The organism is Rhizobium fabae, assembly GCF_003985135.1.
Taxonomy (GTDB): Bacteria; Pseudomonadota; Alphaproteobacteria; order Rhizobiales; family Rhizobiaceae; genus Rhizobium; species Rhizobium pisi.
Window position 1 is genome coordinate 180,578 of sequence record NZ_ML133652.1, and the last position, 26,200, is coordinate 206,777.

Consider the following 26,200-nt stretch of genomic DNA (forward strand, 5'->3'; position numbering starts at 1 on the left):
TCGACATGGCACCGACCTCCCCCGCCCAGAATGGCAAGGCCTACAAATATGTCGATCACTCCTATGACGTGATCGTCGTCGGCGCCGGCGGCGCCGGCCTGCGCGCCACGCTTGGGATGGCCGAGCAGGGTTTCCGCACGGCCTGCATCACCAAGGTATTCCCGACCCGTTCGCACACCGTCGCAGCCCAGGGCGGCATTGCCGCTTCGCTGCGCAACATGACGCCCGACAGCTGGCAGTGGCACCTTTACGACACCGTCAAGGGTTCGGACTGGCTCGGCGACGTCGACGCCATGCAGTATCTCACCATGGAAGCGCCGAAGGCGGTCTATGAGCTCGAGCATTACGGCGTGCCGTTCTCGCGCAACGAGGAAGGCAAGATCTATCAGCGCCCGTTCGGCGGCCACATGCAGAATTACGGCGAAGGCCCTCCGGTGCAGCGTACCTGCGCCGTCGCCGACCGCACCGGCCACGCCATCCTTCATACGCTCTACGGCCAGTCGCTGCGCAACAACGCCGAATTCTTCATCGAATACTTCGCGCTCGACCTGATCATGTCGGAAGACGGCAGCCGCTGCACCGGCGTCGTCGCCTGGTGCCTCGATGACGGCACGATCCATCGCTTTGCCGCCAAGATGGTGGTGCTGGCAACAGGCGGCTACGGTCGCGCCTATTTCTCGGCAACCTCTGCCCATACCTGCACCGGCGACGGCGGCGGCATGGTGGCGCGTGCCGGCCTGCCGCTGCAGGACATGGAATTCGTTCAGTTCCACCCAACCGGCATCTACGGTTCGGGCTGTCTGATCACCGAGGGCGCGCGCGGCGAAGGCGGCTACCTCGTCAATTCCGAGGGCGAGCGCTTCATGGAGCGTTACGCGCCCTCGGCCAAGGATCTTGCGTCGCGCGATGTCGTTTCGCGCTGCATGACGCTTGAGATCCGCGAAGGCCGCGGCGTCGGCAAGAACAAGGACCACATCTTCCTGCATCTCGACCACCTCGATCCGGCCGTTCTTCATGAACGCCTGCCGGGGATTTCCGAGAGCGCCAAGATCTTCGCAGGCGTCGACGTCACCCGCGAGCCGATCCCGGTGCTGCCGACCGTTCACTACAATATGGGCGGCATTCCCACGAACTATTGGGGCGAAGTGCTGAACGCCGACGGCGCCAATCCGGAGCGGATCATCCCCGGCCTGATGGCTGTGGGTGAAGCCGGTTGCGCCTCGGTGCACGGCGCCAACCGCCTCGGCTCCAACTCGCTGATCGACCTCGTGGTCTTCGGCCGCGCCGCGGCGATCCGCGCCGGCGAGGTCATCGACCGCTCCGCGCCGATCCCGCATCTCAACGTCGCAGCCTGCGACAAGATCATGGACCGCTTCGACGGCCTGCGCCATGCCCCTGGCGGGACGCCGACGGCTGCCCTGCGCGAGAAGATGCAGCGCGCCATGCAGGAAGACGCCGCCGTCTTCCGCACGCAGGAATCGCTGGAATCCGGTTGCCACCGCATCTCGGCGATCTGGCAGGAGATGCGTGACATCAAGGTCACCGACCGTTCGATGGTCTGGAACTCGGACCTGGTGGAGACGCTGGAGCTGCAGAACCTGATGGCCAACGCCATCACGACGATCTACGGCGCCGAGGCCCGCAAGGAAAGCCGCGGCTCACATGCCCGCGAAGACTTCACCTCCGGCCCCTTTGGCGGGCGCGACGACGTCAACTGGCGCAAGCACACGCTTGCCTGGGTGAACGAGGCAGGCGACGTGAAACTCGATTACCGGCCGGTCCACACCGACCTGATCGCGGAAGGCATCGATCCGCACAAGATCGAGCCCAAGGCCCGCGTCTACTGATCTCAAGAGGAACCTGATATGGTTGAACTCGCTCTCCCCAAGAATTCTCAGATGCGCGAAGGCAAGGTCTGGCCGAAGCCGGCGGGTGCGACGAACACCCGCGAGTTTCGTGTCTACCGCTGGAGCCCGGACGACGGCCAGAACCCGTCGATCGATACGTTCTACATCGATGTCGACGATTGCGGCCCGATGGTGCTCGACGGTCTGCTCTACATCAAGAACAAGATCGACCCGACGCTGACGCTGCGTCGCTCCTGTCGCGAGGGCATCTGCGGCTCCTGCGCGATGAACATCGACGGCACGAACACGCTTGCCTGCACCAAGGGCCTCGACGATATCAAGGGCACGGTGAAGATCTATCCGCTGCCGCATCTGCCCGTCGTCAAGGATCTGGTTCCTGATCTGACCAACTTTTACGCCCAGCATCGTTCGATCGAGCCCTGGCTGAAGACGGTCTCGCCGGCGCCGGCCAAGGAATGGAAGCAGAGCCATGAGGACCGGCAGAAGCTCGACGGCCTCTATGAATGCATCCTCTGCGCCTGCTGCTCGACCTCCTGTCCGAGCTACTGGTGGAACGGCGACCGCTATCTCGGCCCTGCTGTTCTCCTCCAGGCCTATCGCTGGCTCATCGACTCCAGAGACGAGGCGACCGGCGAGCGTCTCGACAATCTGGAGGATCCGTTCCGCCTCTACCGTTGCCACACGATCATGAACTGCGCGCAGACCTGCCCGAAGGGCCTCAACCCGGCCAAGGCAATCGCCGAAATCAAGAAGATGATGGTCGAGCGCCGGGTCTGATCAACGTGCATGGCGTGGGTGGAATAGACGACTTCGATCCCGAAGCCGTCAGAGATCAGGTCGCCAGTATCTGTGTCGGGCCGGTGCGATCCTTTCGGTAGAGTTCGTTTGAGCGTTATTCCGAGACATTGCCGGAATTCGACCGGAATGCGGACAGGGATGAACGCACCCAACACCTTGCTGACAAATTCTATGTGCAGGAAGTTTTGTAGCGGGACAGTTGAACTGTATCGTTTTTCGGTTAGTTGTTGTCACGGGCAATTTGTGCCGCCCGACTTGATTAACCAAACCGAATTACGATAATCGACCTTGTCTCACGCCCTTTTCTCTGCGGCCAATGCCGAATCCAGGAGTATGATGATGCAGTTGCGATATGCGATGACAGGTCTGGTGGTGGTTCTGTCGCTAGCCGGTTGTCAGCGTACGGCATATGATTACAGCTCCAACTCGAACGCTGCGCCGGCGCCGTTGACGGCCCAGCCGGTTCCCTCGGTGCAGGGAGGGCAGCTTCCCCCGCCGACCGGCAGCTCGCAGTTTCCGGCCGCGCCAGCGTCGGCGTCGCCAATGCCGGGTGCGCAGCCGGGCGCGGTTGCCACGAATGCGCTTGATGTTACCAAGGAATCGATGGTCGGAAGCTGGCGTGTCAACGGCTCTTGCGACATGTTCCTGACGCTCACCAATCTCGGCAGCGGTTCACGCGGCGGCACACGCGGCTGCGTCGGCGAGCTGACGGCGATGGGCTCCTGGGAGGTTGCCGGCAAGCAGGTGCTGCTCAAGGACCGCTCGGGCAACCAGATCGGCAGCGTCTACAAGACGGCCGACAACCGCTTCGAGGGACAGACCAGCACAGGCCAGCAGATCAGCCTCAGCCGGTAAACCAACCGGCGCGGTAAACGATCCGGCGGCTCCCGCTGGTGACTGACAGGCGGATATGCCCTCATGCAGCCAATGCCAGATTATGCGCTCAGCGTCTGCGAACAGCTCAAATCGCTGACGGTTTCCGGTGCGCTGCAGGTCGATTCCGCCCAGATGGACGTGGCGAAAAGCCTGGACCGGGTGCTTGCCGGGCTGAAGCAGCAACGCCCGGCTGCTAAATCGAGCGCGCTCGGCTGGCTATTCGCCTCGAAGAAGAAGGCCGTGGGCGGCATCAAGGGGCTTTACATCCACGGCAGCGTCGGGCGCGGCAAGACCATGCTGATGGACATGTTCTTCTCGATGGCGCCGTCCAGGAAGAAGCGTCGGGCGCATTTCCACGAATTCATGGCTGATGTGCACAACCGCATCGCGGCGCACCGGCTGAAGCTGAAGAACGGCGAGACCAAGCAGGCCGATCCGATGCCGCCGGTCGCCGCAGCGCTCTACGAGGAAGCGGAACTGCTCTGCTTCGACGAGTTCACGGTCACCGACATTGCCGATGCGATGATCCTGTCGCGGCTGTTTTCCGAGCTCTTTGCGCGGGGATGCGTGCTGGTCGCGACTTCGAACGTCGAGCCGGACAATCTCTACAGGGATGGCCTCAACCGCGGCCTCTTCCTCCCCTTCGTCACCCTGCTCAAGCAGCATGTCGATGTCGTAACGCTGGATTCGCCAACCGACTACCGGATGGAAAAGCTGAACAGCCAGCCGGTCTACCTGGTGCCGATCAGCGAACATAACGACATGGCGATGGAGGCCTCCTGGACGCAGGCGCTGCACGGGCGCAAGGCGCAGCCGCTCGAGATTCCGATGAAGGGGCGCTCCATTCATGTGCCGCTCGCCGCCGACCGCATGGCGCGGTTCTCCTTCGCCGACCTTTGCGACAAGCCGCTCGGGGCGAGTGATTTCCTCGCCATCGCCAAACGCTTCGATACGGTCTTCCTCGATCACGTTCCCTTGCTCGGGCCGGAAAAACGGAACCAGATCAAGCGATTCATCATTCTGGTCGATACGCTCTATGATCACGCCGTGCGGCTTTATGTTTCCGCGGCGGCGATGCCGGAGGAACTGCTTCTCCACCGCCGGGGCACCGAGGGCTTCGAATTCGATCGCACGGCGTCGCGCCTGTTTGAAATGCGCAGTGCGGAATATCTTGCGTTGCACCATGAGAAGCACGCCGCAGAGTAACAATCCTATGACAGAATATCTTACGTTTACGTAAGAATTTTAGTATCTAAACGATTGAAAATGCTGCATCAAAAATAATGGATTGCCATTTTTAGGCTTTGGGTCTATGCGATTGCGTCATTGGGCGGTGCCTTGGCGTCGTCCGACGAATTTGATCGCAAAGGAAACGGCGAAATGGCGCGTAACAAGATCGCACTCATTGGTTCTGGCATGATTGGTGGCACGCTGGCGCATCTCGCCGGCCTGAAGGAGCTGGGCGACATCGTCCTCTTCGACATTGCGGACGGCATTCCCCAGGGCAAGGGTCTCGACATCGCACAGTCCTCCCCGGTCGAAGGCTTCGACGCCAATCTGACCGGCGCCAGCGACTATTCCGCGATCGAAGGTGCCGATGTCTGCATCGTCACCGCCGGTGTTCCGCGCAAGCCGGGCATGAGCCGCGACGACCTTCTCGGCATCAACCTCAAGGTCATGGAGCAGGTCGGCGCCGGCATCAAGAAATATGCCCCGAACGCTTTCGTGATCTGCATCACCAATCCGCTCGACGCCATGGTCTGGGCGCTGCAGAAGTTCTCCGGCCTTCCCGCCAACAAGGTCGTCGGCATGGCCGGCGTTCTCGACTCCTCGCGTTTCCGCCTCTTCCTCGCTCGGGAATTCAACGTTTCCGTCCAGGACGTGACCGCTTTCGTTCTCGGCGGCCACGGCGACACGATGGTGCCGCTCGCCCGCTACTCCACCGTCGGCGGCATTCCGCTCACCGATCTCGTCACCATGGGCTGGGTCACCAAGGAGCGCCTCGAAGAGATCATCCAGCGCACCCGTGACGGCGGCGCCGAGATCGTCGGCCTGCTGAAGACCGGCTCGGCCTACTATGCGCCGGCCGCCTCGGCGATCGAAATGGCCGAATCCTACCTCAAGGACAAGAAGCGCGTCCTTCCTTGCGCTGCTCACCTCACCGGCCAGTACGGCGTCAAGGACATGTATGTCGGCGTTCCCACGGTCATCGGTGCCGGCGGCGTCGAGCGCATCATCGAGATCGACCTCAACAAGACCGAGAAGGAAGCCTTCGACAAGTCGGTCGGCGCCGTCGCCGGTCTCTGCGAAGCCTGCATCAACATCGCGCCCGCCCTCAAGTAATTGGTGCGCTGACGTTATCGAAATAGGGACAAACCCATGAACATTCATGAATATCAGGCCAAGGCTCTGCTGAAGGGCTATGGCGCGCCGGTTGCGCAGGGTGTGGCTATCCTCAAGGTCGAGGAAGCCGAAGCTGCCGCCAAGTCGCTTCCCGGCCCGCTTTACGTGGTCAAGAGCCAGATCCACGCTGGCGGCCGCGGCAAGGGCAAGTTCAAGGAACTCGGCCCGGATGCCAAGGGCGGCGTTCGCCTCGCCAAGTCGATCGACGAAGTCGTGGCGCATGCCAAGGAAATGCTTGGCAATACGCTGGTAACCGCGCAGACCGGTGAAGCCGGCAAGCAGGTTAACCGCCTCTACATCGAAGACGGCGCCGATATTGCTCGCGAGCTCTATTGCTCGCTGCTGGTTGACCGCTCGGTCGGCAAGGTGGCCTTTGTCGTTTCGACCGAAGGCGGCATGGATATCGAAGCCGTTGCTCACGACACGCCTGAGAAGATCCACACGATCGCGATCGATCCGGAAGCTGGTGTTACGGCTGCCGACGTTGCTGCGATCTCCAAGGCGCTTCAGCTGGACGGTGCAGCTGCCGAAGACGCCAAGTCGCTCTTCCCAGCGCTCTACAAGGCGTTCGGCGAAAAGGACATGGCCCTGCTTGAGGTCAATCCGCTGATCGTCATGAAGGACGGCCATCTGCGTGTTCTCGACGCCAAGATGTCCTTCGACGGCAACGCACTGTTCCGCCATGACGACGTGAAGACCCTTCGCGACGAGACGGAAGAAGACGCCAAGGAAATCGAGGCCTCCAAGTGGGATCTCGCTTACGTGGCGCTCGACGGCAATATCGGCTGCATGGTCAACGGTGCCGGCCTTGCCATGGCGACGATGGATATCATCAAGCTCTACGGCAAGGAGCCGGCTAACTTCTGTGACGTCGGCGGCGGCGCCGGCAAGGAGAAGGTTGCAGCGGCCTTCAAGATCATCACGGCTGATCCCAAGGTCGAAGGCATTCTCGTCAACATCTTCGGCGGCATCATGAAGTGCGATGTCATTGCCGAGGGCGTCATTGCTGCGGTCAAGGAAGTCGGCCTCAAGGTTCCGCTCGTCGTGCGCCTGGAAGGCACCAATGTCGAGCTCGGCAAGAAGATCCTGAACGAGTCGGGTCTGGCGATCACGGCGGCTGACGATCTCGACGATGCGGCCAAGAAGATCGTCGCGGCGATCAACGGCTGAGGACGGTCATGGCTTTCCAGTCCACGCCATCGGCTGCTCATTTCCGTCTCAACGTCTTTGCCGGCGTCTGGGAAGGGGAAGAGCATATTGCGGCATCGGCGTGGACCAGGGAAGGCAAGGCCAGCGCTGAGCTTTCGGGCGAGACGCTGTTCGGCGGATTTTTCCTCGAGCAGCGCTACCGCCAGATGCGCGACGGCGAAGTTTCCTTCGAAGCCCGCAATGTTTTCGGCTTCGACAGTTCGGACGAGGCTTACAAGCTCTACCAGTTCGATACTGCGGGTTTTGCGCCGCCCTCGCCGGCTTCCGGCCACTGGAACGGCAATGAACTCGTGCTAATGAAGACTTCACCGCGCGGCAGACAGCGCACCGCATTCGCATTCGAAAATGAAGACTGCTACCGGATGGGCGTCAGCTTTTCGCCTGCAGGCAGCGATACTTGGCAGGAGGTCGTCAGCGGCACCTATCGTCGCGCGTCCCTCACGTCTTCCCACCTCTCCTAAACAAAGGCCTCGCATGTCCATTCTCGTCAACAAAGACACCAAGGTTCTCGTTCAGGGCCTGACCGGCAAGACCGGCACTTTCCACACCGAACAGGCGCTCGCTTACTACGGCACCCAGATGGTTGGCGGTATCCACCCGAAGAAAGGCGGCGAAACCTGGACCGGCGCGAAGGGCGAAAGCCTGCCGATCTTCGCAACCGTTGCCGAAGGCAAGGAAAAGACCGGCGCCGACGCGACCGTCATCTATGTCCCGCCGGCCGGTGCCGCCGATGCGATCATCGAGGCGATCGACGCCGAGATCCCGTTCATCACCTGCATCACCGAAGGCATCCCTGTCATGGACATGGTGCGCGTCAAGGCTCGCCTCGACCGCTCCACGTCGCGCCTGCTCGGCCCCAACTGCCCTGGCATCCTGACGCCGGAAGAATGCAAGATCGGCATCATGCCGGGCTCGATCTTCCGCAAGGGTTCGGTCGGCATCGTTTCCCGCTCCGGCACGCTGACCTACGAAGCCGTCTTCCAGACGTCCAACGAAGGTCTCGGCCAGACGACGGCCGTCGGCATCGGCGGCGACCCGGTCAAGGGCACCGAGTTCATCGACGTGCTGGAAATGTTCCTGGCAGACGAAGCCACGACCTCGATCATCATGATCGGCGAAATCGGCGGCTCGGCTGAAGAAGACGCGGCCCAGTTCCTGAAGGACGAAGCCAAGAAGGGCCGCAAGAAGCCGATGGCAGGCTTCATCGCCGGCCGCACGGCGCCGAAGGGCCGCACCATGGGCCATGCCGGCGCAGTGGTATCAGGCGGCAAGGGCGATGCGGAATCGAAGATCGCGGCGATGGAATCGGCAGGCATCAAGGTGTCGCCGTCTCCGGCCCGCCTCGGCAAGACGCTGGTTGAAGTCCTCAAGGGCTGAAGCCACCTACAGACCGGGCGGAGGAACGGCATCTGCGCCTTCCGCCCGGCTCGAATACCAGACCAGCAGATGCGCCGCGGACAGGCGGCGATCGGAATGCGGCAGCCGGCGGTCAAGCCGGCAAATTCATCAAAGTCAGGAGGCGGACGGAAGCGTCCGCATATCACCATGGCACGGCAAGAAGCCAACGAGCAGTTTCAGATCACTTCGTTTCTGGATGGCGCCAACGCCGCCTATATCGAGCAGCTCTATGCGCGCTACGAAGAGGATCCGGCGTCGGTCGACGATCAGTGGCGCACCTTCTTCAAGGCGCTGGAAGAGGACCCTGCCGATGTGAAGAAGGCAGCCAAGGGAGCTTCCTGGCGCAAGAAGAACTGGCCGCTGCAGGCAAGCGGCGATCTGGTGTCGGCCCTCGACGGTGACTGGGGTATCGTTGAGAAGGTCATCGAGACCAAGGTGAAGGCTAAGGCCGCAGCCGAGGGCAAGCCTGCTGACGGCATCGACGTTCTGCAGGCGACACGCGATTCCGTGCGCGCCATCATGATGATCCGCGCCTATCGCATGCGCGGTCACCTGCACGCCAAGCTCGATCCGCTCGGCATCGCCGCTGCTGTCGAAGACTATCGCGAGCTGTCGCCTGAAAATTACGGTTTCACGGCTGCCGATTACGATCGCAAGATCTTCATCGACAACGTGCTCGGCTTGGAATACGCGACCATTCGCGAGATGATCGAGATCCTCGAGCGCACCTATTGCTCGACGCTCGGCGTCGAATTCATGCACATCTCCAATCCGGAGGAAAAGGCCTGGATTCAGGAACGCATTGAAGGTCCGGACAAGGGCGTCGCCTTCTCGGCTGAAGGCAAGAAGGCGATCCTCGCCAAGCTCGTTGAAGCTGAAGGCTACGAACAGTTCCTCGACGTCAAGTTCAAGGGCACCAAGCGCTTCGGCCTTGACGGCGGTGAATCGCTGATCCCGGCGCTCGAGCAGATCCTGAAGCGCGGCGGTCATCTCGGTCTCAAGGAGGCCGTATTCGGCATGGCCCATCGGGGCCGTCTGAACGTGCTCTCCCAGGTCATGGGCAAGCCGCACCGCGCCATCTTCCACGAGTTCAAGGGCGGCTCATACGCACCCGACGAAGTCGAAGGTTCCGGCGACGTGAAGTACCATCTCGGTGCATCCTCCGACCGCGAATTCGACGGCAACAAGGTGCACGTCTCGCTGACCGCGAATCCGTCGCATCTCGAAATCGTCGATCCCGTCGTCATGGGCAAGGTTCGCGCCAAGCAGGATATGAGTGCTACCGTGTGGGATGGCGACATCATTCCGCTGTCGGAGCGCGCCAAGGTTCTGCCGCTCCTGATCCACGGCGACGCGGCCTTTGCCGGCCAGGGCGTCATTGCCGAAATCCTCGGTCTCTCCGGTCTGCGCGGCCACCGCGTTGCCGGCACGATGCATGTCATCATCAACAACCAGATCGGCTTCACCACGAACCCGGCTTTCTCGCGCTCGTCTCCCTATCCGTCCGACGTCGCCAAGATGATCGAAGCGCCGATCCTGCACGTCAACGGCGACGATCCGGAAGCGGTCGTTTATGCAGCCAAGATCGCGACCGAATTCCGCATGAAGTTCCACAAGCCTGTGGTGCTCGACATGTTCTGCTACCGCCGCTACGGCCACAATGAAGGCGATGAGCCGTCCTTCACGCAGCCGAAGATGTACAAGGTCATCCGCGGCCACAAGACGGTGCTGCAGCTCTATGGGGAACGTCTCGTCCGCGAAGGTCTCCTCACCGATGGCGAAGTCGAGAAGATGAAGGCCGACTGGCGCGCGCATCTCGAGCAGGAGTTCGAGGCCGGCCAGCACTACAAGCCTAATAAGGCCGACTGGCTTGATGGCGAGTGGTCGGGCCTGCGCACGGCCGACAATGCCGACGAACAGCGCCGCGGCAAGACCGCCGTGCCGATGAAGACATTGAAGGAGATCGGCCGCAAGCTCTCCGAGATCCCGGCCGGCTTCAATGCGCACCGCACGATCCAGCGCTTCATGGAAAACCGCGCCAACATGATCGCCACCGGCGAGGGCCTCGACTGGGCGATGGCCGAAGCGCTGGCTTTTGGTTCGCTCTGCATCGAAGGCCACAAGATCCGCCTGTCCGGCCAGGATTGCGAACGCGGCACCTTCTCGCAGCGCCACTCGGTTCTCTACGATCAGGAGACCGAGGAACGTTACATTCCGCTCGCCAACCTGTCGCCGACGCAGGCCCGTTACGAAGTCATCAACTCGATGCTTTCGGAAGAGGCCGTGCTCGGTTTCGAATATGGCTATTCGCTCGCCCGCCCGAATGCACTGACGCTCTGGGAAGCGCAGTTCGGCGATTTCGCCAACGGCGCGCAGGTGGTCTTCGACCAGTTCATCTCGTCGGGCGAACGCAAGTGGCTGCGCATGTCGGGCCTCGTCTGCCTGCTGCCGCACGGCTATGAGGGCCAGGGTCCGGAGCACTCCTCGGCTCGTCTGGAGCGTTTCCTGCAGCTCTGCGCGGAAGACAACATGCAGGTCGCCAACGTCACGACGCCGGCAAACTACTTCCACATCCTGCGCCGGCAGCTGAAGCGTGACTTCCGCAAGCCGCTGATCCTGATGACGCCGAAGTCGTTGCTGCGCCATAAGCGGGCGGTCTCCACGCTTGCCGAGCTGGCCGGCGAATCCTCCTTCCATCGCCTGCTCTGGGACGATGCCGAAGTGATCAAGGACGGCCCGATCAAGCTGCAGAAGGACAACAAGATCCGCCGCGTCGTCATGTGCTCCGGCAAGGTCTACTTCGATCTTCTCGAGGAACGTGAAAAGCGCGGCATCGACGACATCTATCTCCTTCGCCTCGAACAGCTCTATCCGTTCCCGGCAAAGGCGCTCATCAACGAGCTGTCACGCTTCCGCAACGCCGAAATGGTCTGGTGCCAGGAAGAGCCGAAGAACATGGGCGCCTGGTCGTTCATCGACTCGTTCCTCGAGTGGGTGCTCGCGCATATCGATGCGAAATACCAGCGCGTCCGTTATACCGGCCGGCCGGCCGCCGCCTCGCCGGCGACGGGTCTGATGTCCAAACACCTATCGCAGCTTTCGGCATTCCTCGAGGATGCATTGGGCAGCTAAAAACAAGGGGAGGGCGCGATGGCTTATTTCTTTCTGAGACTGCTGCCGCCGCGCCCAACCTTCCCGCATGACGGGACCGGAGAGGAAATGGCGGCGATGAAACGCCATGCCGAATACTGGCAGCGGAACGCCTTTGCGGGATCGGCGATAACAGTCGGTCCCGTCTTTGAGGGTGAAGGCGCCTGGGGCATGGCGGTCGTCGAAGTCGAAGATCAGGCGGCGGCGCAGGCTCTTGCCGATAGCGATCCGATCATCACGTCCGGTCTCGGTTTCCGTTTCGATATTCTGCCGATGCCTTCGATCATCTCGCGGCCGCCCGCCGTTTGAAACGCATAAACGAACACACACGAAATCAGGATCTGAACAATGGCCACAGAAATCCGCGTTCCAACTCTCGGTGAATCCGTCAGCGAGGCAACCGTCGGCACCTGGTTCAAGAAGGTCGGCGACGCCATCAAGGCTGACGAGCCGATTCTCGAGCTTGAAACCGACAAGGTGACCATCGAAGTTCCCGCACCCGCTTCCGGCACGCTTTCGGAAATCGTCGCCGCTGCCGGCGAAACCGTCGGCCTCGGCGCGCTGCTCGGGCAGATCGCCGTAGGCGCTGCCGCTGCTGCCGCGCCGGCTGCCACTGCACCGGCCGCAGCCCCCGCTGCTCCAGCGCCGGCCGCCCCGGTCGCTGTTGCCGCATCCTCGTCGAGCGCTTCCGTCTCCACCATGCCGTCCGCTCCGGCAGCTGCGAAGATGCTGGCCGAAAACAATCTGTCCGCCGATCAGATCGACGGCAGCGGCAAGCGCGGCCAGGTGCTGAAGGGCGATGTCATCGCTGCCGTCGCCAAGGGTATTTCCGCTCCGGCGGCAACACCGGCAGCGACGCCGGTTGCCGCGCGCGGCCCCTCGACGGTTGAGGACGCCTCGCGCGAAGAGCGCGTGAAGATGACGCGCCTGCGTCAGACGATTGCCAAGCGCCTCAAGGACGCGCAGAACACCGCCGCCATGCTGACCACCTACAACGAGGTGGACATGAAGGCGGTCATGGACCTGCGCAACAAGTACAAGGACGTTTTCGAGAAGAAGCACGGCGTCAAGCTCGGCTTCATGGGCTTCTTCACCAAGGCGGTGACGCATGCGCTGAAGGAGCTTCCGGCTGTTAATGCCGAGATCGACGGCACCGACATCATCTACAAGAATTACTGCCATATCGGCGTCGCCGTCGGCACCGACAAGGGCCTCGTGGTTCCGATCGTGCGCGATGCCGACCAGATGTCGATCGCCGAAATCGAAAAGGAAATCGGTCGCCTCGGCAAGGCAGCCCGCGACGGCCAGCTTTCGATGGCCGACATGCAGGGCGGCACCTTCACCATCTCGAACGGCGGCGTCTACGGCTCGCTGATGTCCTCGCCGATCCTCAACGCACCGCAGTCCGGCATTCTCGGCATGCACAAGATCCAGGAGCGTCCGGTGGCGATCGGCGGCCAGGTGGTCATCCGTCCGATGATGTATCTGGCGCTTTCCTACGATCACCGCATCGTCGACGGTAAGGAAGCAGTGACCTTCCTCGTTCGCGTCAAGGAGAGCCTCGAAGATCCCGAACGTCTGGTTCTCGATCTCTAAGGGAGCTTTGCCATGCGGAACCGGATCATGCGAGCGGCGCGCCTTCTTCTTTGCGCTGCCAGCGTGCATGCTCCGGTTTCCGCATCGGCAGCCGGCTGGGATATCGGCAAGGCGAGCAGCAATTTCGAGCTGGCGGCTCTGAGCGACTCGGAACTGTCCGGACGGTCGATCGAGGTGATTCATATGGGCAATGTCGAGTTGACCTCGGGGCGCATCGTCGCTGCCGATCTGCTCGCCCAGCCGGATCGTCCCGCATTCGCCAGAACGGTTGTGCCGGGACAATATCCGGTGACGCTCTACCGGGTCCGCGGACGCATCGCGGCCGCCAGCATGCGGTTTGCCGAAGGCAAGCCGGATCATTGGGAGCTTGCGGTCTTGCCCGGGCAGGACACGGCAACGCTGAAGGATGGCGAGATCTTCGGCTATCCCGTCGATGCCGGCCTCGGCTGCTACATGGATGCAGATACGCTCGATCTGATGGGGGAGCGGGAGGCGCAGGTTCAGGCGCAAAAACCTGATGCCGACGTCAACTATTATGACGACGTGCTGGCCTCGGACCTCAATGCCAACAAGGGCGCCTATGCGCTGCACCGGCCGGTCGCGGACAAGAAGGGCAATGTCGCCGTATTCCGGAGCGGCTGGGGCGACGGTTTCTATCCCGTCTTCTGGGGGCTCGACAAGGACGGCCACCCGCTGGTGTTGCTGACCGATTTCAGCGTGATCGAGAATGCCGACGGGCGGCGAGAGCCGAAAGTACAATGAACGGAAGGATTGGTATCACGACGGGAGGCAAGGGTGTGGCCGCGCTGGCAGCCGCAGCGTTTTTCGCCGTTCCCGCTACCGTGTTCGCTGCAGCATGCAAGCAGGAACGGGCCGTCTACGTTGATCGTGATGGCGCCTATGAACTGCGCTTTGCGCCGCTGAATTCTGCCTCGGCTGCCGCCAGCAACCAGTTCAAGATCAGTGCGCTCAAGACATCCGTCATCATGGAAGGCTATGTCATGCCATCGGAAGATCCGGTGCGCGCCATCGGCATTCTGATGTTCAATTGCCCCGAGGGCGACGCGACCGGCGCCGATCTCGACGCCTGCACGGTCTGGCAGGGCGCTGTCTACGGTATGGATGCCAAGGGCGAGATGGACAATCTGCAGCCGGAAGGCGCTGAAGCGGCCGAAAAGCTCGTGCTTCCCGGCCTCGGTCCCGCCATCCGCGAATCGAGCGCCTGGGGCGAAGGCAAGGCTTCCGTGGCGCCCTGGGACGTTCTGACCTTCAAGGAGTGCGCGACATGAGTGATGCACCTGTTGTTCTCGTGACCGGCGGAAGCCGTGGCATCGGCGCGGCCGTCTCGCGGCTTGCCGCACGCCAGGGCTGGCGTGTTGCCGTGAACTACGCCGCTAACCGTCAGGCGGCGGAGGCGGTCGTTGCGGCAATCACCGAGGCCGGTGGCGAGGCCATTGCCATCGAGGGGGACGTCGGCAAGGCTGCCGACATCGCCTCGATGTTTGCCGCCGTCGATCGTCATTTCGGCCGGCTGGACGGGCTCGTCAACAATGCCGGCGTCGTCGATTATCCGCAGCGTGTCGACGAGATGTCGGCGGAGCGGGTCGAACGAATGCTGCGCATCAATGTAACCGGCTCCATCCTTTGTGCGGGAGAAGCCGTGCGCCGCATGTCGAGCCGTCATGGCGGCGGGGGTGGCGCGATCGTCAATGTCTCGTCGATGGCGGCGGTTCTCGGTTCGGCGACGCAATACGTCGATTATGCCGCCTCGAAGGCGGCCATCGATACGTTCACGATCGGGCTTGCGCGTGAAGTCGCGGCAGAGGGCGTCCGGGTGAATGCCGTCAGGCCGGGCATCATCGAAACCGATCTGCATGCCTCGGGCGGGCTGCCGGACCGGGTGCGCGAAATGGCGTCATCAATCCCGATGCAGCGCGCGGGGACAGCCGAAGAAGTGGCGGAAGCGATCCTCTATCTCCTCTCTCCTTCGGCTTCCTATGTAACGGGCGCGATCCTCAACGTGAGCGGCGGCCGCTAGCGGGATAGGGCGAAAAACAGCATGCCATATATCTTCGAATTTCTCGGCCTGATGGCCGTCTGCTCGATTGGCATCGGCATGGCGATGGCGCTGGTCGCCTGGTTTGCCGGCAAATGGTTCAACCGCATTACCGGAGCGGCGCTCGTCGCGCGCGGCCGACTAAACGAAAAATCCAAAGGGAAAAAGCAATGTCCTACGATGTGATCATTATCGGAACCGGCCCGGGCGGCTATGTCTGCGCGGTCAAGGCGGCTCAGCTCGGCCTCAAGGTTGCCGTTGTCGAAAAGCGCGCGACCTATGGCGGTACCTGCTTGAACGTCGGCTGCATTCCGTCGAAGGCGCTGCTGCATGCTTCCGAAATGTTCCATCAGGCCGGCCACGGATTGAGCACGCTTGGCATCGACGTGTCGGCGCCGACGCTCAACCTCGGCAATATGATGGCGCACAAGGATGCGACGGTGAAGTCGAATGTCGACGGCGTCGCCTTCCTTTTCAAGAAGAACAAGATCGATGCCTTCCAAGGCACCGGCAAGGTCGTCTCGGCCGGCAAGGTTTCCGTCACGGCTGAAGACGGCACAGTGCAGCAGATCGAGGGCAAGAACATCGTCATCGCCACCGGTTCCGATGTTGCCGGCATTCCGGGCGTCCAGGTCGAGATCGATGAAAAGACCATCATTTCGTCCACCGGCGGCATTGCGCTGGAGAAGGTGCCGGAGACGCTGATCGTCGTCGGCGGCGGCGTCATCGGCCTCGAACTCGGCTCGGTCTGGTCGCGCCTCGGTGCCAAGGTCACGGTCGTCGAATATCTCGACACCATCCTCGGCGGCATGGACGGCGAAGTCTCCAAGCAGTTCCAGCGCATGCTCGCCAAGCAGGGCATCGATTTCAATCTCAGCGCCAAGGTCACCGGCGTCGAGAAGGGCGGCAAGGGCGCCAAGGTCACTTTCGAGCCGGTCAAGGGCGGCGACAAGGTGACGCTTGAGGCCGAAGTCGTGCTGATCGCCACCGGCCGCAAGCCTTATACGGCAGGCCTCGGCCTCGAAGAGGCAGGTGTGGCGCTCGACAATCGCGGCCGCGTCGAGATCGACGGCCACTTCAAGACGAATGTGGCCGGCATCTATGCGATCGGTGACGTGGTGAAGGGCCCGATGCTGGCGCATAAGGCGGAAGACGAGGGCGTGGCGCTTGCCGAAATCCTCGCCGGCCAGCATGGCCATGTCAATTACGAGGTCATTCCGAGCGTTGTCTATACCCAGCCGGAGATCGCCTCCGTCGGCAAGACCGAAGAAGAGCTGAAGGCGGCAGGCATCGCCTACAAGGTCGGCAAGTTCCCGTTCACGGCAAACGGCCGCGCCCGCGCGATGCTGGCGACTGATGGTTTCGTCAAGATCCTCGCCGACAAGGAAACCGACCGCGTGCTCGGCGGCCATATCGTCGGCTTCGGCGCCGGCGAAATGATCCACGAGATCGCCGTGCTGATGGAATTCGGCGGATCGTCGGAAGATCTCGGCCGGACCTGCCATGCGCATCCGACGATGTCCGAAGCGGTCAAGGAGGCTGCGCTCGCGACCTTCTTTAAGCCGATCCATATGTAATCTTACATCTTCGTAAGGAAGCATGCAGCCGCTTGCCGAGAGGTGAGCGGCTGTTTTAGTTGTCTGCACCGCAGAGTTAGGGCATCTCACGGAGATCAGGAATGCAGCAACCGTCCGTCATGACTTACAGTGTCAGCCAGCGTTTCCTTCACTGGGCGGTGGCGCTGCTGATCTTCTTCAATCTGTTGTTTCCTGATGGAATGAATATCTGGCACCGACTCATTCGCAGAGGTGAGGTGCCGACGCCCGAGCAGATTTCGTCGGCGAATATTCATGCCTATGTCGGCATCGCCATCCTGGTGCTCGCTATCCTCAGGCTCTGTCTGCGCTTTATCCAGGGTGTACCGTCGGAGGTCTCAGAGGAGCCGGCGATCTTCCGTCTTGCGGCGAAGCTTGCCCATGTCGGGCTTTATATCCTGATCTTCGCAATGCCGCTTTCGGGTTTAGCCGCCTACTACTTCGGCATTCATTCCGCCGGTTCGCTCCACGCGGATATCCTGAAGATCATTCTCTGGGCGCTGATCGCGGCCCATGTCGCCGGCGCGCTCGCCCATCAATTCTATTGGAAAAGCAACGCGCTGCGCCGCATGACGCTTGGCTGATCGCCCGTCAGCTCAGTTGACCGCGGTGACGGTAAAGCCCTGCTTGCGCAGCAGTTCGATGACACCTTGCTCGCCGGGCAGGTGCAGGGCGCCTACGGCCATGAAGACGTTGCCGCTGTCGAGGATGGGGGCGGCGCGCTCGGCCATAACCTTGTTGCGGTCGAGGATGACGCGCTGTTCGAAGGCGGCGTAGTCGCTGCTGTCGTCCTTGTCCTGCGGCGTCACGGTCTTCAGCATCGGCATGGTCATACCGATATCGCCGGAGAGATAGAGATCCGTCATCGTTTCGACGACGTCGTTCATCTTGTCGCCGAGCTCCAGCGTCTCGATCAGTGACTTCACATGGAATTCAACCGGCAGGTCGGCCATGGCCTGGATCTGCTCGGCAAGGGTTTCCAGCCCCTTGACCTGCTTTCCCTGGGCAACGGCATCGGTGGCGATTTTCTGGTCGAGGAATTGCACGCCTTTGGCCTTGCGGGCGATTTCGCAGGCCGGGAGAGCGACAGCGCTGGATATCATCCAGGGCCGCATGCGGGAGACGGCGGTGAGCGGGATACCGCGCTGCTTGAGGCCGGCTTCGAGGCGCTTGTAATCCTCCGGCGAGAGCAGCTTGTCGATCGTCGTGCCGTCGGTGAACATCGTCAGCTCCGGCCTTGCGAGCAGGGCGGCGGTCGCTTTGCGTTCGTCGAGGATTTCGTCGGATTCAATGATGATCGTATCGGCGGCGTCGTGGGCAGCCTGGGCACGCGGCGGCAGGGCCAGCACGCGCGGATCGGTGACATGCATGCTGCCGAGCAGCCACGAGGGTTGAATTCCCGGCTTCTCGATTTTCCAGAAGATGCCCTTGCCGTTCGGCGTCGCGTCGGCTTCCTTCAGCGCTTCGGCGTAGCGGGTGGGATCGTTCTGCTGCAGCTCGACCATCAGGTTGCGGCCGGTACAGCTCTCATCGGCGGCCGTCGCCGGCCGCGCAGCCAGAAGCACGGCAAGCAGGGCCGCGAGAAGCAGCATGTGAAGGGCTGCCATCAGCCAGAGCAGCAGATTGCCCGGCGCTGCAAGGTGAAACGTCCGGCGGCCGATTGATGTCGTCATGATGGTATTCCCCACATGCCTTTGCGCATCATGCTCTACGCCCGGCTTGCGCATATTCCTTTAAGAGAATGCGTTAACAGAAAGTTACGCGCGCGGATGGGCACGATCATACACCTCAAGCAGCCGCGACGCATCGACCCCGGTGTAGACCTGCGTCGTGGAAAGGCTGGCATGGCCGAGCAATTCCTGAATGGTGCGCAGATCGCCGCCGCCGGCAAGCAGGTGCGTGGCGAAGGAGTGGCGCAACGCATGGGGCGTTGCTGTTTCCGGCAGGCCGAAAGCGCTGCGCATCTTCTGCATGGCCCGCTGGATGATTGCCGGCTGCAGCTTGCCGCCGCGGGCGCCGCGAAACAGCGGTTCGCCGCTTTCGAGATGGTACGGGCACAGCGCGCGATATTTCTCGACGGCGTCGAAAACCACCGATAGCAACGGCACCAGCCGGGTCTTGTTGCCCTTGCCGGTGATGCGCAGCGTCGTTGCGCCCTTGTGGAGATCTGTGGGTACGAGATCCAACGCCTCGGAGATACGCAGGCCGCAGCCATAGAGCAGCGTCATCACGGCCGCATCGCGCGCGGCGATCCAGGGTTCGTCGTGGAGCTGGGCTTCGTCGCTGACGACGGCGATCGCCTGTGTGTCCGAAAGCGGCTTGGGCAGCGATTTCGGCTGCTTCGGCGAGCGTATCGCGCCGGCACCGGCGGCATTGACCAGCCCTTTCTTTTCGAGGTGGCGCAGCAGCGAACGAAGACCGGCGAGATTACGGCCGAGCGAACGGGCACCGGAGCCCTGTTTGCGCCGGGCTGCGAGGAAGGCGCGGAAATCGGCCGGGCGCAATTCCCTTATATCGCCGAGTGTCACCGGGCCGGCGAGATGACCGGTCAGGAAGGTCAGGAACTGGCGGGTGTCGCGCTCGTAAGCGTCGAGCGTGTGCTCTGAAAGACGACGCTCGCGGGCGAGGTTTTCGAGCCATGCGGCCCGTTCCGCCATCAGGCTCGGGTCGGCGATGATCAATAGTTCATTCACGTCACTGGCCTTGAATTTGCCTTCAAGTCCGCCAATTTGAAGCAGGAACGGTTATGGAATTGCTAATGCCGGCCAGGCCTTGTCATCCTTAGATCATATTGTACTGCGATAGCTTATTCCCCATAGACAGGATCTTTCATGGCACGGCGCGGCTCCATGACGGCTTTCGGACAACTCGCGGAAGCGATCGCTCTCGTCTCACAGGGAAAGCCCGGTCATATCGTCGATACGCTGATTGCCGAACGTGGCCAGAGGATTGTGAAAAATCCGCTCTGGCCTGTCATGCGGCCGTTCCTCTACACCCTTCTGCGCTATAACAAGGCGATCGAATTCGCCAATGCCGTCGCCAAAATGCCGGGCTTCCAGTCGTTCGAATATCTGAGCGATGTGCTGAAACTTGACATCAGCATTGTCAATGGCGAGCGCATTCCTGCTTCCGGCGGGTTCATCCTCGTCAGCAACCATCCGACCGGTATTGCCGATGGCGTCGCGGTGTTCGATCTCCTGAAGGTGCGCCGGCCGGATATGATGTTCTTCGCCAATCGCGATGCGATTCGCGTCAATCCGCGCTTTGCCGAGATGATCATTCCTGTTGAGTGGCGGGAGGAGTACAAGAGCAAGCTCAAGGCGCGCGAGACGCTTCAACTGACAAACCATGCGGTGAAGGAAGGCAAGGCGACGGTGCTCTTCCCCTCGGGCCGCATCGCCTATTGGGCCAACGGCCGGCTGAATGAACGCCCCTGGAAGACCTCGGCCGTCGGGCTGGCGCGCAAATATAATCTGCCGATCCTGCCCGTCCACATGACCGCGCGCAATTCCGGCCTGTTCTACTGGCTGGCGAAATGGTCGACGGAACTTCGCGACATGACGGTTTTTCACGAGCTGCTGAATAAACGGGGGGACCGCTTCGATTTCGTGATCGGCAATCTCATTCCCGCCGAACAGCTGGACGGTGACCTCAACGAGGTGACGAAGGCTCTGGAGAAACATACGGTGCATGACATGGCTGGGGATGGAGATGCCGTCTTCCAGCCGGTGAACAAAGCGGCCGCACCGGCGCTGCACCGGAAGATTCCTGTTCCCGCCGTCTAGACAGGTCGGCATCGCCATGACGATCGACATCCGCTTAATCCGCGATCGAATGCCGCAGGAGATCGCAGCCCTCGAGAGCGAGGCCCGGCGGGAAGGCTATCACCATCTCACTCGCCTCATCCAGGAATGGTCGGCCGGCGAGACCAGGTTCGAACACGACGGCGAAAGGCTGCTTGGCGCATATATCGGCGAGGTGCTCGCCGGCATAGGAGGCGTGACCGTGGAACACGAAGTGGCGGGAGCGTTGCGGATGCGGCGTTTCTACGTTCATCCCGCAATGCGTCGACACCGCGTCGGCCGGATGCTCGCGCTGGCTCTGCTCGACCATGCACGATCCTTCTGCAGCATCGTCACCGTTCACGCGGGAAACGACGACGCGGCAAAATTCTGGGAGTCGCTCGGGTTTCAGCCCTACGGGCGGGACGGCCATACGCATGTTCTCGCGCTCTAGGAGGTAGGGCCTCGACGGACGCGTAGCCTACGGCATCATCGGTGGTCCTCCGCGATCATGCTTGCCGCTTTGGAGCCTATCGCCATGGCCGGGGCGTTGGTATTGCCCGACGGGATGAAGGGGATGATGGAGCAATCGATCACCCGCAATCCGTCCACGCCGCGTACACGCAGCCTGCCGTCGACGACCGACATCGGATCGTTGTCCGGTCCCATCCTCAGGCTGCCGGAAGGATGATAGTTCGTCTTGACCGTCTGTCCGGCGAATTTCGCCAGTGACTGCTCATCCTGCAGCGATCGTCCCGGAAGGATCTCGTCAGCGATCTTGCCTTTGAAGGGTTCGGTTTCCAGAAGCCGGCGGGCCGTCTTCAGCGAGGCGAGCGTCAGGCGGAGATCGTCGGGATCGCCGAAGAAATTGCAATCGACCAAGGGCTGATCATCAGGGTTCGCCGAGCGCAGCTTGACGCTGCCGCGCGCCTTCGGCCTCAGCAGGCAGGAGGTGAAGGTGACGCCGTAGGTCGGCTTTGCCGAGGAGACGTCGCGGTCGAGATAGACGATCGGCGCGCAATAGAGCTGGATCGTCGGACGGTCGCTACCATCGGGATCGTAGAACAGGCAAGACTCGATGCCCGTCGTGGTGACCGGGCCGGAATTGAACAGCAGATATTGCAGGCCGTTGCGGATCATCGGCCAGCCGCGGTCCTGGCCGAAATACCCGGATTTCGATTTCGTCGAGGCGATGACCGGCACCTCGTGATGATCCTGCAGATTGGCGCCCACACCTGGAAGATCAGCGACAACGGCAATGCCATGCTCGCGAAGATGGTCGGCTGGGCCGATGCCGGAGAGCATCATCAGCTTGGCGCTGTTGTAGGTGCCGGCGGCCACGAGCACCTCGCGGTTGGCCAGTGCCTTGTGGCTCTCGCCGTTGCTGATGTAGACGACGCCGACGGCGCGGCCGTCTTCCACGAGAACACGATCGACCCTCGCCTGCGTGGCGATTTCCAGCCTGCTGTCGCCGGCAAGAGGATCGAGAAACGCCTTCTTGGCATCCGATCGCTCGATCCGTCGACCCCATTGCGCGAAAGTATGCTGCATGATGCCGACGCCGTTCTGTCGCGCGCCGTTGAAATCCGGATTATAGGGATGGCCGAGCCCCTGCGCCGCCAGGATGAAATCCTCCGTCGTATCGGAGATGTGGCGCGGTTCTGAAACCCTCAGATTGCCCGAAATTCCGTGATACCGGTCGTTGAAGCGGCTATTGGCCTCGATGCCCTTGAAGTGCGACAGCATGTCCTCATAGGACCACTCGCTACCGTTGCCGAGATGGGCGGCCCAGCCGTCGTAATCCTCTTTCTGGCCGCGCATATAGACCATGGCATTGACGGCGCTGCCGCCGCCAAGGGCTTTTGCCACGGGCACGATCGGTCCCCGTCCACCGAGCTGGGGTTGTGGCACCGTATGATGCATTTCGAGGAAATCGTCGCGGGCAAGATATTTCATATAGCCGGCGGGAAAGGACATCAGCCTCGTCGTATCGCGCGGCCCGCGCTCGACGATGAGCACCGAAAAACCGAAGTCGCGCACCAGACGCATGGCGGCAACGCACGCGGCGGACCCGCCGCCGGCGATGATGAAATCATAGCTTTTGCCGGCCGTCATGCACCGATCTCCTTGAGGCGGATGGCCTGGCGCGCCAGCAGCCGCTCGACATCGACGATGTCGGGCGCCGAAAGCCGGGCGCCCGGCTTGCGCAGGGTGGCGGACTTGATGACGCCGCGTTTGGCAAGGACGTATTTGCGGCAGGCAAGCCCGATGCCCTGCTGCTGTTCGTATCGAGCGAGCGGCAGATAGGCGTCGAAGATCTCATGGGCGCGATCGGGATTTCCGGCGGTATAGGCCTCGACGACGCCGACCATCATCTCCGGATAGCAGAAGCCGGTCATGGCGCCATCGGCGCCGCGCCCCAGCTCTTCCGGCAGGAAAAGCCCGCCATTGCCGCAAAGGATCGAGATGCGCCGCATGGCGCCGCTGTCGCTGGCGGCGCGAAGCGCTGATATCTTTGCAAGACCCGGCCAATCCTCATGCTTGAGCATGACGCAATTGGGCACTTCCCTGACGATACGCTCGATGACCTTGGGCGCAATCGTCACATTGGTGGTGAGCGGATAATCCTGCAGCACGAAGGGCGTGTCATCCAGGGCTTCGCCGACCGACTGGTAGAAGGCGAAGGCCTGGTCGTCGGTCTTGACGGTCCAGGGCGGCGCGACCATGACGCCGGCCGCGCCAGCCCCCATGACGGCTTCGGCCAGTTCGCGCATCGGTGCAAGTCCCGGCGCCGACACGCCGACAATGACGGGAAGACGGCCGTCGAGGCGCTTCAGCACGCGCTCGACCACGATCCGCGATTCCTCCGCCGTCAGCTTCGGGGCTTCGCCGAGCTGGCCAAGTACCGTCAGGCCGGTGACGCCGGCGCTTTCGTAGAAATCAACCATGCTGTCGATGCTGGTGAGATCGAGCGCGCCGTCATCGGCAAAGGGTGTCACGGCAATCACATAGACGCCCTTGGCATCTTCGGTCAGTCTGGCCATTCGTTCCTCTCCCATTCCGTCGCCAAATAAAATCGTCCGGCAATCTATGCGGCTGATCGCTTACGCAGCAACCTCTTCGTAAAGGTGCGGGCAATCCTGGCAAGCCTTCGCAGTTCACATTCTCGCCAGATGCGCCGCTTCGTCTTTGCGGTTCCAATTGCAATGATTTGCGGGCATGGTCTCGCCCGATGAGCACAGATTCGTCCGATCTCTTTGGCGCGCTTTTCGAGGCACCGCCCGCGAACCGAACGGTTCCGGTGCTGGTGCCGATGCCGGCGCCGAAACCCTATTCCTATTCGGTGCCGGATGGCATGGCGGTCGAGCCCGGCTCGGTCGTGCAGGTGCCGCTCGGTCCGCGGCAGGTGATCGGCGTCGTCTGGGATGGCGGCGAGGATGGCGTCGATCCGAAGAAGCTCCGGCCGATCAGCCACGCCTTCGACTGCCCGCCGCTCTCCAGGGAAATGCGGGATTTCATCGACTGGGTGGCGACCTATACGCTCTCCCCGCCCGGCCTCGTCGCGCGCATGGCGCTCCGAGCGCCGAATGCCTTTGAACCGGAGCCGATGGTGGAGGGGCTGAAGCTCGTCGGCGGCGAGCCGGAGCGGATGACGCCGGCGCGGGCCCGGGTGCTCGATACGGCCTCCGATGGTTTTTCGTGGACGCGCAGCGGCCTGGCGCATGCGGCGGGTGTTTCGACAAGCGTCGTCGACGGGCTGATCACGCTCGGCATTTTCGAGACGGTGTTCCTGCCGCCGCCGCCTGTTGTGGCGCTGCCGGATCCGGATTTTGCCGCCGCACGCCTGGAAGGGCCGCAGAAAGAGGCGGCCGAGGAGATCGTCTCCGAAATCCGCAAGGGCGAATTTTCGGTTTCGCTGATCGATGGGGTAACGGGGTCGGGCAAGACCGAGGTCTATTTCGAAGCGATCGCGGAAACGCTGAAACGCGGCAAGCAGGTGCTGATCCTGTTGCCGGAGATTGCGCTGACGGCAAGTTTCCTAGAGCGCTTCCAGGATCGCTTCGGGGCGAAGCCGGCCGAATGGCATTCCGATCTCGCCTCACGCATGCGGGAGAAAGTATGGCGCCAGGCGGTGACCGGCGAGGTCAGGGTCGTGGCCGGCGCGCGCTCGGCACTCTTCCTGCCCTTCGAGGATCTTGGCCTCATCATCGTCGATGAGGAGCACGATCCCGCCTACAAGCAGGAGGACCGCGTCTTCTACAATGCCCGCGACATGGCCGTGGTGCGCGGCCGCATCGGCGATTTTCCCGTCATCCTGGTGTCGGCGACCCCCTCGGTCGAAAGCCAGGTCAACGGACAGAGCGGGCGCTACAGCACCGTTCACCTGCCGACGCGCTTCGGCGATGCGGCGCTGCCGGACCTGCATCTCGTCGATATGCGCAGGCACGCGCCGGAGCGGGGCGGCTTCCTGTCGCCGGTTCTGATTCGGGCGATCGGCAAGACGGTGGAGAGGCGCGAACAGGCGCTGCTCTTTCTCAACCGCCGCGGTTATGCGCCGCTGACGCTCTGCCGGGTCTGCGGCCATCGCTTCCAATGCCCACAATGCTCGAGTTGGCTGGTGGAGCATCGTTTCCGCAAACAGCTGCAATGCCACCAGTGCGGCCACGCCGAGCGCACCCCCGAGGCGTGCCCGGAATGCGGCACGCTCGACCATCTCGTTGCCTGTGGGCCGGGCGTGGAGCGCATCGCCGAAGAGGTGGAGCGACATTTCCCCGAAGCGCGGACGATCGTTCTCTCCTCGGATATCATGGGCGGGGTGAAGCGGCTGCGGCTGGAGCTGGAAGCGATCGCCAAGGGCGAGGCCGATATCGTCATCGGCACTCAGCTCGTCGCCAAGGGACATAATTTTCCGCTGATGACGCTGGTCGGCATCGTCGATGCCGATCTCGGCCTTGCCAATGGCGATCCGCGTGCGGCCGAACGCACTTTCCAGCTGCTGTCGCAGGTGACGGGCCGGGCTGGCCGCACCGGCCTCAAGAGCCATGGGCTGCTGCAGACCTATCAGCCGCAACATCCTGTCATGCAGGCGATCGTATCAGGTGATTCCGGCGCCTTCTACGAGCGCGAGATCACCGAGCGTGAACGTGCAGCACTGCCGCCCTTCGGCAGGCTCGCCTCGATCATCGTCTCGGCAGAAACCCGCCACGACGCCGAAAACCATGCGCGCGGCATGCGCAACGCAGCGCCCCAGGTGTCCGGCATTTCGGTGCTCGGCCCGGCGGAGGCGCCGCTTGCGCTGGTGCGCGGCCGCCACCGCTTCCGCCTTCTGGTGCACGGGCGGCGGAATTCGGACATGCAGGGTTTTCTGCGCGCGATGCTGTCGCAATCGCCCAGGGAACGCGGGTCAGTCCAGGTACAGCTCGATATCGATCCGCAGAGTTTTCTGTAGATTATTGCTTCTATCATTCG

The 26,200-nt window shown here is 62.3% G+C and carries 24 protein-coding genes; 20 read left to right on the plus strand and 4 right to left on the minus strand.

The genetic code is table 11. The features are described from left to right. The first annotated feature begins 5 nt into the window (after positions 1 to 5). The 17 genes from sdhA to EFB14_RS18265 all read left to right on the plus strand — a co-directional run bounded on the left by sdhA (position 6) and on the right by EFB14_RS18265 (position 17,533). On the plus strand, positions 6 to 1,847 hold the full coding sequence (sdhA, locus tag EFB14_RS18180) for a succinate dehydrogenase flavoprotein subunit (RefSeq protein ID WP_126827707.1): 1,842 nt from the start codon (positions 6 to 8) through the stop codon (positions 1,845 to 1,847). A gap of 18 nt (positions 1,848 to 1,865) precedes the next feature. Beyond that, positions 1,866 to 2,645: a succinate dehydrogenase iron-sulfur subunit gene (locus EFB14_RS18185; protein WP_125846104.1), complete on the plus strand. Its 780-nt coding sequence runs from the start codon at positions 1,866 to 1,868 to the stop codon at positions 2,643 to 2,645. A gap of 360 nt (positions 2,646 to 3,005) precedes the next feature. Then, positions 3,006 to 3,521, plus strand: a complete 516-nt coding sequence (locus EFB14_RS18195; protein ID WP_126827709.1) for a protease inhibitor Inh/omp19 family protein — start codon at positions 3,006 to 3,008, stop codon at positions 3,519 to 3,521. A gap of 63 nt (positions 3,522 to 3,584) precedes the next feature. Further along, a complete protein-coding gene (gene zapE / locus EFB14_RS18200) occupies positions 3,585 to 4,748 on the plus strand; it encodes a cell division protein ZapE (protein ID WP_126827711.1) in 1,164 nt (387 codons plus the stop codon). A 174-nt stretch (positions 4,749 to 4,922) separates the two neighbouring features. After that, on the plus strand, positions 4,923 to 5,885 hold the full coding sequence (gene mdh, locus EFB14_RS18205) for a malate dehydrogenase (RefSeq protein ID WP_125846107.1): 963 nt from the start codon (positions 4,923 to 4,925) through the stop codon (positions 5,883 to 5,885). Positions 5,886 to 5,921: 36 nt separating this feature from the next. Next, on the plus strand, positions 5,922 to 7,115 hold the full coding sequence (gene sucC, locus EFB14_RS18210; RefSeq protein ID WP_126827713.1) for an ADP-forming succinate--CoA ligase subunit beta: 1,194 nt from the start codon (positions 5,922 to 5,924) through the stop codon (positions 7,113 to 7,115). An 8-nt stretch (positions 7,116 to 7,123) separates the two neighbouring features. Beyond that, entirely contained in the window at positions 7,124 to 7,615 is a 492-nt protein-coding gene (locus EFB14_RS18215) for a DUF1579 family protein (RefSeq protein ID WP_126827715.1), read from the plus strand. A 13-nt stretch (positions 7,616 to 7,628) separates the two neighbouring features. Further along, the gene (gene sucD / locus EFB14_RS18220) at positions 7,629 to 8,531 is read left to right on the plus strand and encodes a succinate--CoA ligase subunit alpha (RefSeq protein ID WP_126827717.1); all 903 of its coding nucleotides are present in this window, start codon (positions 7,629 to 7,631) and stop codon (positions 8,529 to 8,531) included. 168 nt (positions 8,532 to 8,699) lie between these two features. After that, entirely contained in the window at positions 8,700 to 11,684 is a 2,985-nt protein-coding gene (locus tag EFB14_RS18225; RefSeq protein WP_126827719.1) for a 2-oxoglutarate dehydrogenase E1 component, read from the plus strand. An 18-nt stretch (positions 11,685 to 11,702) separates the two neighbouring features. Continuing rightward, a complete protein-coding gene (locus EFB14_RS18230; protein ID WP_126827721.1) occupies positions 11,703 to 12,011 on the plus strand; it encodes a YciI family protein in 309 nt (102 codons plus the stop codon). Positions 12,012 to 12,050: 39 nt separating this feature from the next. Then, entirely contained in the window at positions 12,051 to 13,298 is a 1,248-nt protein-coding gene (gene odhB / locus EFB14_RS18235) for a 2-oxoglutarate dehydrogenase complex dihydrolipoyllysine-residue succinyltransferase (protein WP_126827723.1), read from the plus strand. A 12-nt stretch (positions 13,299 to 13,310) separates the two neighbouring features. After that, positions 13,311 to 14,060, plus strand: coding sequence for a DUF4241 domain-containing protein (locus EFB14_RS18240; protein WP_126827725.1), 750 nt, complete (start codon positions 13,311 to 13,313; stop codon positions 14,058 to 14,060). Then, entirely contained in the window at positions 14,057 to 14,587 is a 531-nt protein-coding gene (locus tag EFB14_RS18245; protein ID WP_126827727.1) for a hypothetical protein, read from the plus strand. The genes EFB14_RS18240 and EFB14_RS18245 overlap by 4 nt, the downstream gene beginning before the upstream one ends. Continuing rightward, on the plus strand, positions 14,584 to 15,336 hold the full coding sequence (locus EFB14_RS18250) for an SDR family oxidoreductase (protein WP_126827729.1): 753 nt from the start codon (positions 14,584 to 14,586) through the stop codon (positions 15,334 to 15,336). The genes EFB14_RS18245 and EFB14_RS18250 overlap by 4 nt, the downstream gene beginning before the upstream one ends. 21 nt (positions 15,337 to 15,357) lie before the next feature. Then, positions 15,358 to 15,540 carry a hypothetical protein gene (locus EFB14_RS18255; RefSeq protein WP_126827731.1) on the plus strand — a complete coding sequence of 61 codons (183 nt, stop codon included), beginning with the start codon at positions 15,358 to 15,360 and terminating at the stop codon, positions 15,538 to 15,540. Further along, positions 15,525 to 16,931, plus strand: a complete 1,407-nt coding sequence (gene lpdA / locus EFB14_RS18260) for a dihydrolipoyl dehydrogenase (protein ID WP_126827733.1) — start codon at positions 15,525 to 15,527, stop codon at positions 16,929 to 16,931. Before EFB14_RS18255 ends, lpdA begins: the two co-directional genes overlap by 16 nt. A gap of 101 nt (positions 16,932 to 17,032) precedes the next feature. After that, positions 17,033 to 17,533: a cytochrome b gene (locus EFB14_RS18265; protein WP_126827735.1), complete on the plus strand. Its 501-nt coding sequence runs from the start codon at positions 17,033 to 17,035 to the stop codon at positions 17,531 to 17,533. Positions 17,534 to 17,545: 12 nt separating this feature from the next. Here the strand turns inward: EFB14_RS18265 and EFB14_RS18270 are convergent, their stop codons facing one another. Next, entirely contained in the window at positions 17,546 to 18,622 is a 1,077-nt protein-coding gene (locus tag EFB14_RS18270) for a TraB/GumN family protein (protein WP_126827737.1), read from the minus strand. Positions 18,623 to 18,706: 84 nt separating this feature from the next. Continuing rightward, a complete protein-coding gene (locus EFB14_RS18275) occupies positions 18,707 to 19,642 on the minus strand; it encodes a tyrosine recombinase XerC (RefSeq protein ID WP_126827739.1) in 936 nt (311 codons plus the stop codon). Between the two features lie 138 nt (positions 19,643 to 19,780). Here EFB14_RS18275 and EFB14_RS18280 point away from each other — a divergent pair, with 138 nt between their 5' ends. Next, positions 19,781 to 20,734, plus strand: a complete 954-nt coding sequence (locus tag EFB14_RS18280) for a GNAT family N-acetyltransferase (RefSeq protein ID WP_126827741.1) — start codon at positions 19,781 to 19,783, stop codon at positions 20,732 to 20,734. Positions 20,735 to 20,750: 16 nt separating this feature from the next. After that, the gene (locus EFB14_RS18285; RefSeq protein WP_126827743.1) at positions 20,751 to 21,185 is read left to right on the plus strand and encodes a GNAT family N-acetyltransferase; all 435 of its coding nucleotides are present in this window, start codon (positions 20,751 to 20,753) and stop codon (positions 21,183 to 21,185) included. A gap of 35 nt (positions 21,186 to 21,220) precedes the next feature. On the opposite strand, the gene EFB14_RS18290 is transcribed toward EFB14_RS18285, so the two are convergent. Both EFB14_RS18290 and EFB14_RS18295 read right to left on the minus strand, forming a co-directional pair. Then, the gene (locus EFB14_RS18290; RefSeq protein WP_126827745.1) at positions 21,221 to 22,846 is read right to left on the minus strand and encodes a GMC family oxidoreductase; all 1,626 of its coding nucleotides are present in this window, start codon (positions 22,844 to 22,846) and stop codon (positions 21,221 to 21,223) included. Then, a complete protein-coding gene (locus EFB14_RS18295) occupies positions 22,843 to 23,775 on the minus strand; it encodes a dihydrodipicolinate synthase family protein (protein ID WP_126827747.1) in 933 nt (310 codons plus the stop codon). The genes EFB14_RS18290 and EFB14_RS18295 overlap by 4 nt, the downstream gene beginning before the upstream one ends. A 188-nt stretch (positions 23,776 to 23,963) precedes the next feature. On the opposite strand from EFB14_RS18295, the gene EFB14_RS18300 reads away from it, so the two are divergent. After that, complete coding sequence (locus EFB14_RS18300; protein ID WP_126827749.1) at positions 23,964 to 26,180, plus strand: primosomal protein N'; 2,217 nt, start codon at positions 23,964 to 23,966, stop codon at positions 26,178 to 26,180. Positions 26,181 to 26,200 lie beyond the last annotated feature (20 nt).

Excerpts from the sequence above, each read along its gene's own strand:
- EFB14_RS18250 (WP_126827729.1), top strand. The coding sequence starts at position 14,584 with ATGAGTGATGCACCTGTTGTTCTCGTGACCGGCGGAAGCCGTGGCATC.
- sdhA (WP_126827707.1), top strand. The coding sequence starts at position 6 with ATGGCACCGACCTCCCCCGCCCAGAATGGCAAGGCCTACAAATATGTC.
- EFB14_RS18230 (WP_126827721.1), top strand. The coding sequence starts at position 11,703 with ATGGCTTATTTCTTTCTGAGACTGCTGCCGCCGCGCCCAACCTTCCCG.
- odhB (WP_126827723.1), top strand. The coding sequence starts at position 12,051 with ATGGCCACAGAAATCCGCGTTCCAACTCTCGGTGAATCCGTCAGCGAG.
- zapE (WP_126827711.1), top strand. The coding sequence starts at position 3,585 with ATGCAGCCAATGCCAGATTATGCGCTCAGCGTCTGCGAACAGCTCAAA.
- mdh (WP_125846107.1), top strand. The coding sequence starts at position 4,923 with ATGGCGCGTAACAAGATCGCACTCATTGGTTCTGGCATGATTGGTGGC.
- EFB14_RS18240 (WP_126827725.1), top strand. The coding sequence starts at position 13,311 with ATGCGGAACCGGATCATGCGAGCGGCGCGCCTTCTTCTTTGCGCTGCC.
- EFB14_RS18265 (WP_126827735.1), top strand. The coding sequence starts at position 17,033 with ATGCAGCAACCGTCCGTCATGACTTACAGTGTCAGCCAGCGTTTCCTT.
- EFB14_RS18280 (WP_126827741.1), top strand. The coding sequence starts at position 19,781 with ATGGCACGGCGCGGCTCCATGACGGCTTTCGGACAACTCGCGGAAGCG.
- sucD (WP_126827717.1), top strand. The coding sequence starts at position 7,629 with ATGTCCATTCTCGTCAACAAAGACACCAAGGTTCTCGTTCAGGGCCTG.
- EFB14_RS18270 (WP_126827737.1), bottom strand. The coding sequence starts at position 18,622 with ATGACGACATCAATCGGCCGCCGGACGTTTCACCTTGCAGCGCCGGGC.
- EFB14_RS18300 (WP_126827749.1), top strand. The coding sequence starts at position 23,964 with ATGAGCACAGATTCGTCCGATCTCTTTGGCGCGCTTTTCGAGGCACCG.
- EFB14_RS18185 (WP_125846104.1), top strand. The coding sequence starts at position 1,866 with ATGGTTGAACTCGCTCTCCCCAAGAATTCTCAGATGCGCGAAGGCAAG.
- lpdA (WP_126827733.1), top strand. The coding sequence starts at position 15,525 with ATGTCCTACGATGTGATCATTATCGGAACCGGCCCGGGCGGCTATGTC.
- EFB14_RS18295 (WP_126827747.1), bottom strand. The coding sequence starts at position 23,775 with ATGGCCAGACTGACCGAAGATGCCAAGGGCGTCTATGTGATTGCCGTG.
- EFB14_RS18215 (WP_126827715.1), top strand. The coding sequence starts at position 7,124 with ATGGCTTTCCAGTCCACGCCATCGGCTGCTCATTTCCGTCTCAACGTC.
- EFB14_RS18225 (WP_126827719.1), top strand. The coding sequence starts at position 8,700 with ATGGCACGGCAAGAAGCCAACGAGCAGTTTCAGATCACTTCGTTTCTG.
- EFB14_RS18245 (WP_126827727.1), top strand. The coding sequence starts at position 14,057 with ATGAACGGAAGGATTGGTATCACGACGGGAGGCAAGGGTGTGGCCGCG.
- EFB14_RS18290 (WP_126827745.1), bottom strand. The coding sequence starts at position 22,846 with ATGACGGCCGGCAAAAGCTATGATTTCATCATCGCCGGCGGCGGGTCC.
- EFB14_RS18285 (WP_126827743.1), top strand. The coding sequence starts at position 20,751 with ATGACGATCGACATCCGCTTAATCCGCGATCGAATGCCGCAGGAGATC.
- EFB14_RS18255 (WP_126827731.1), top strand. The coding sequence starts at position 15,358 with ATGCCATATATCTTCGAATTTCTCGGCCTGATGGCCGTCTGCTCGATT.
- EFB14_RS18195 (WP_126827709.1), top strand. The coding sequence starts at position 3,006 with ATGCAGTTGCGATATGCGATGACAGGTCTGGTGGTGGTTCTGTCGCTA.
- sucC (WP_126827713.1), top strand. The coding sequence starts at position 5,922 with ATGAACATTCATGAATATCAGGCCAAGGCTCTGCTGAAGGGCTATGGC.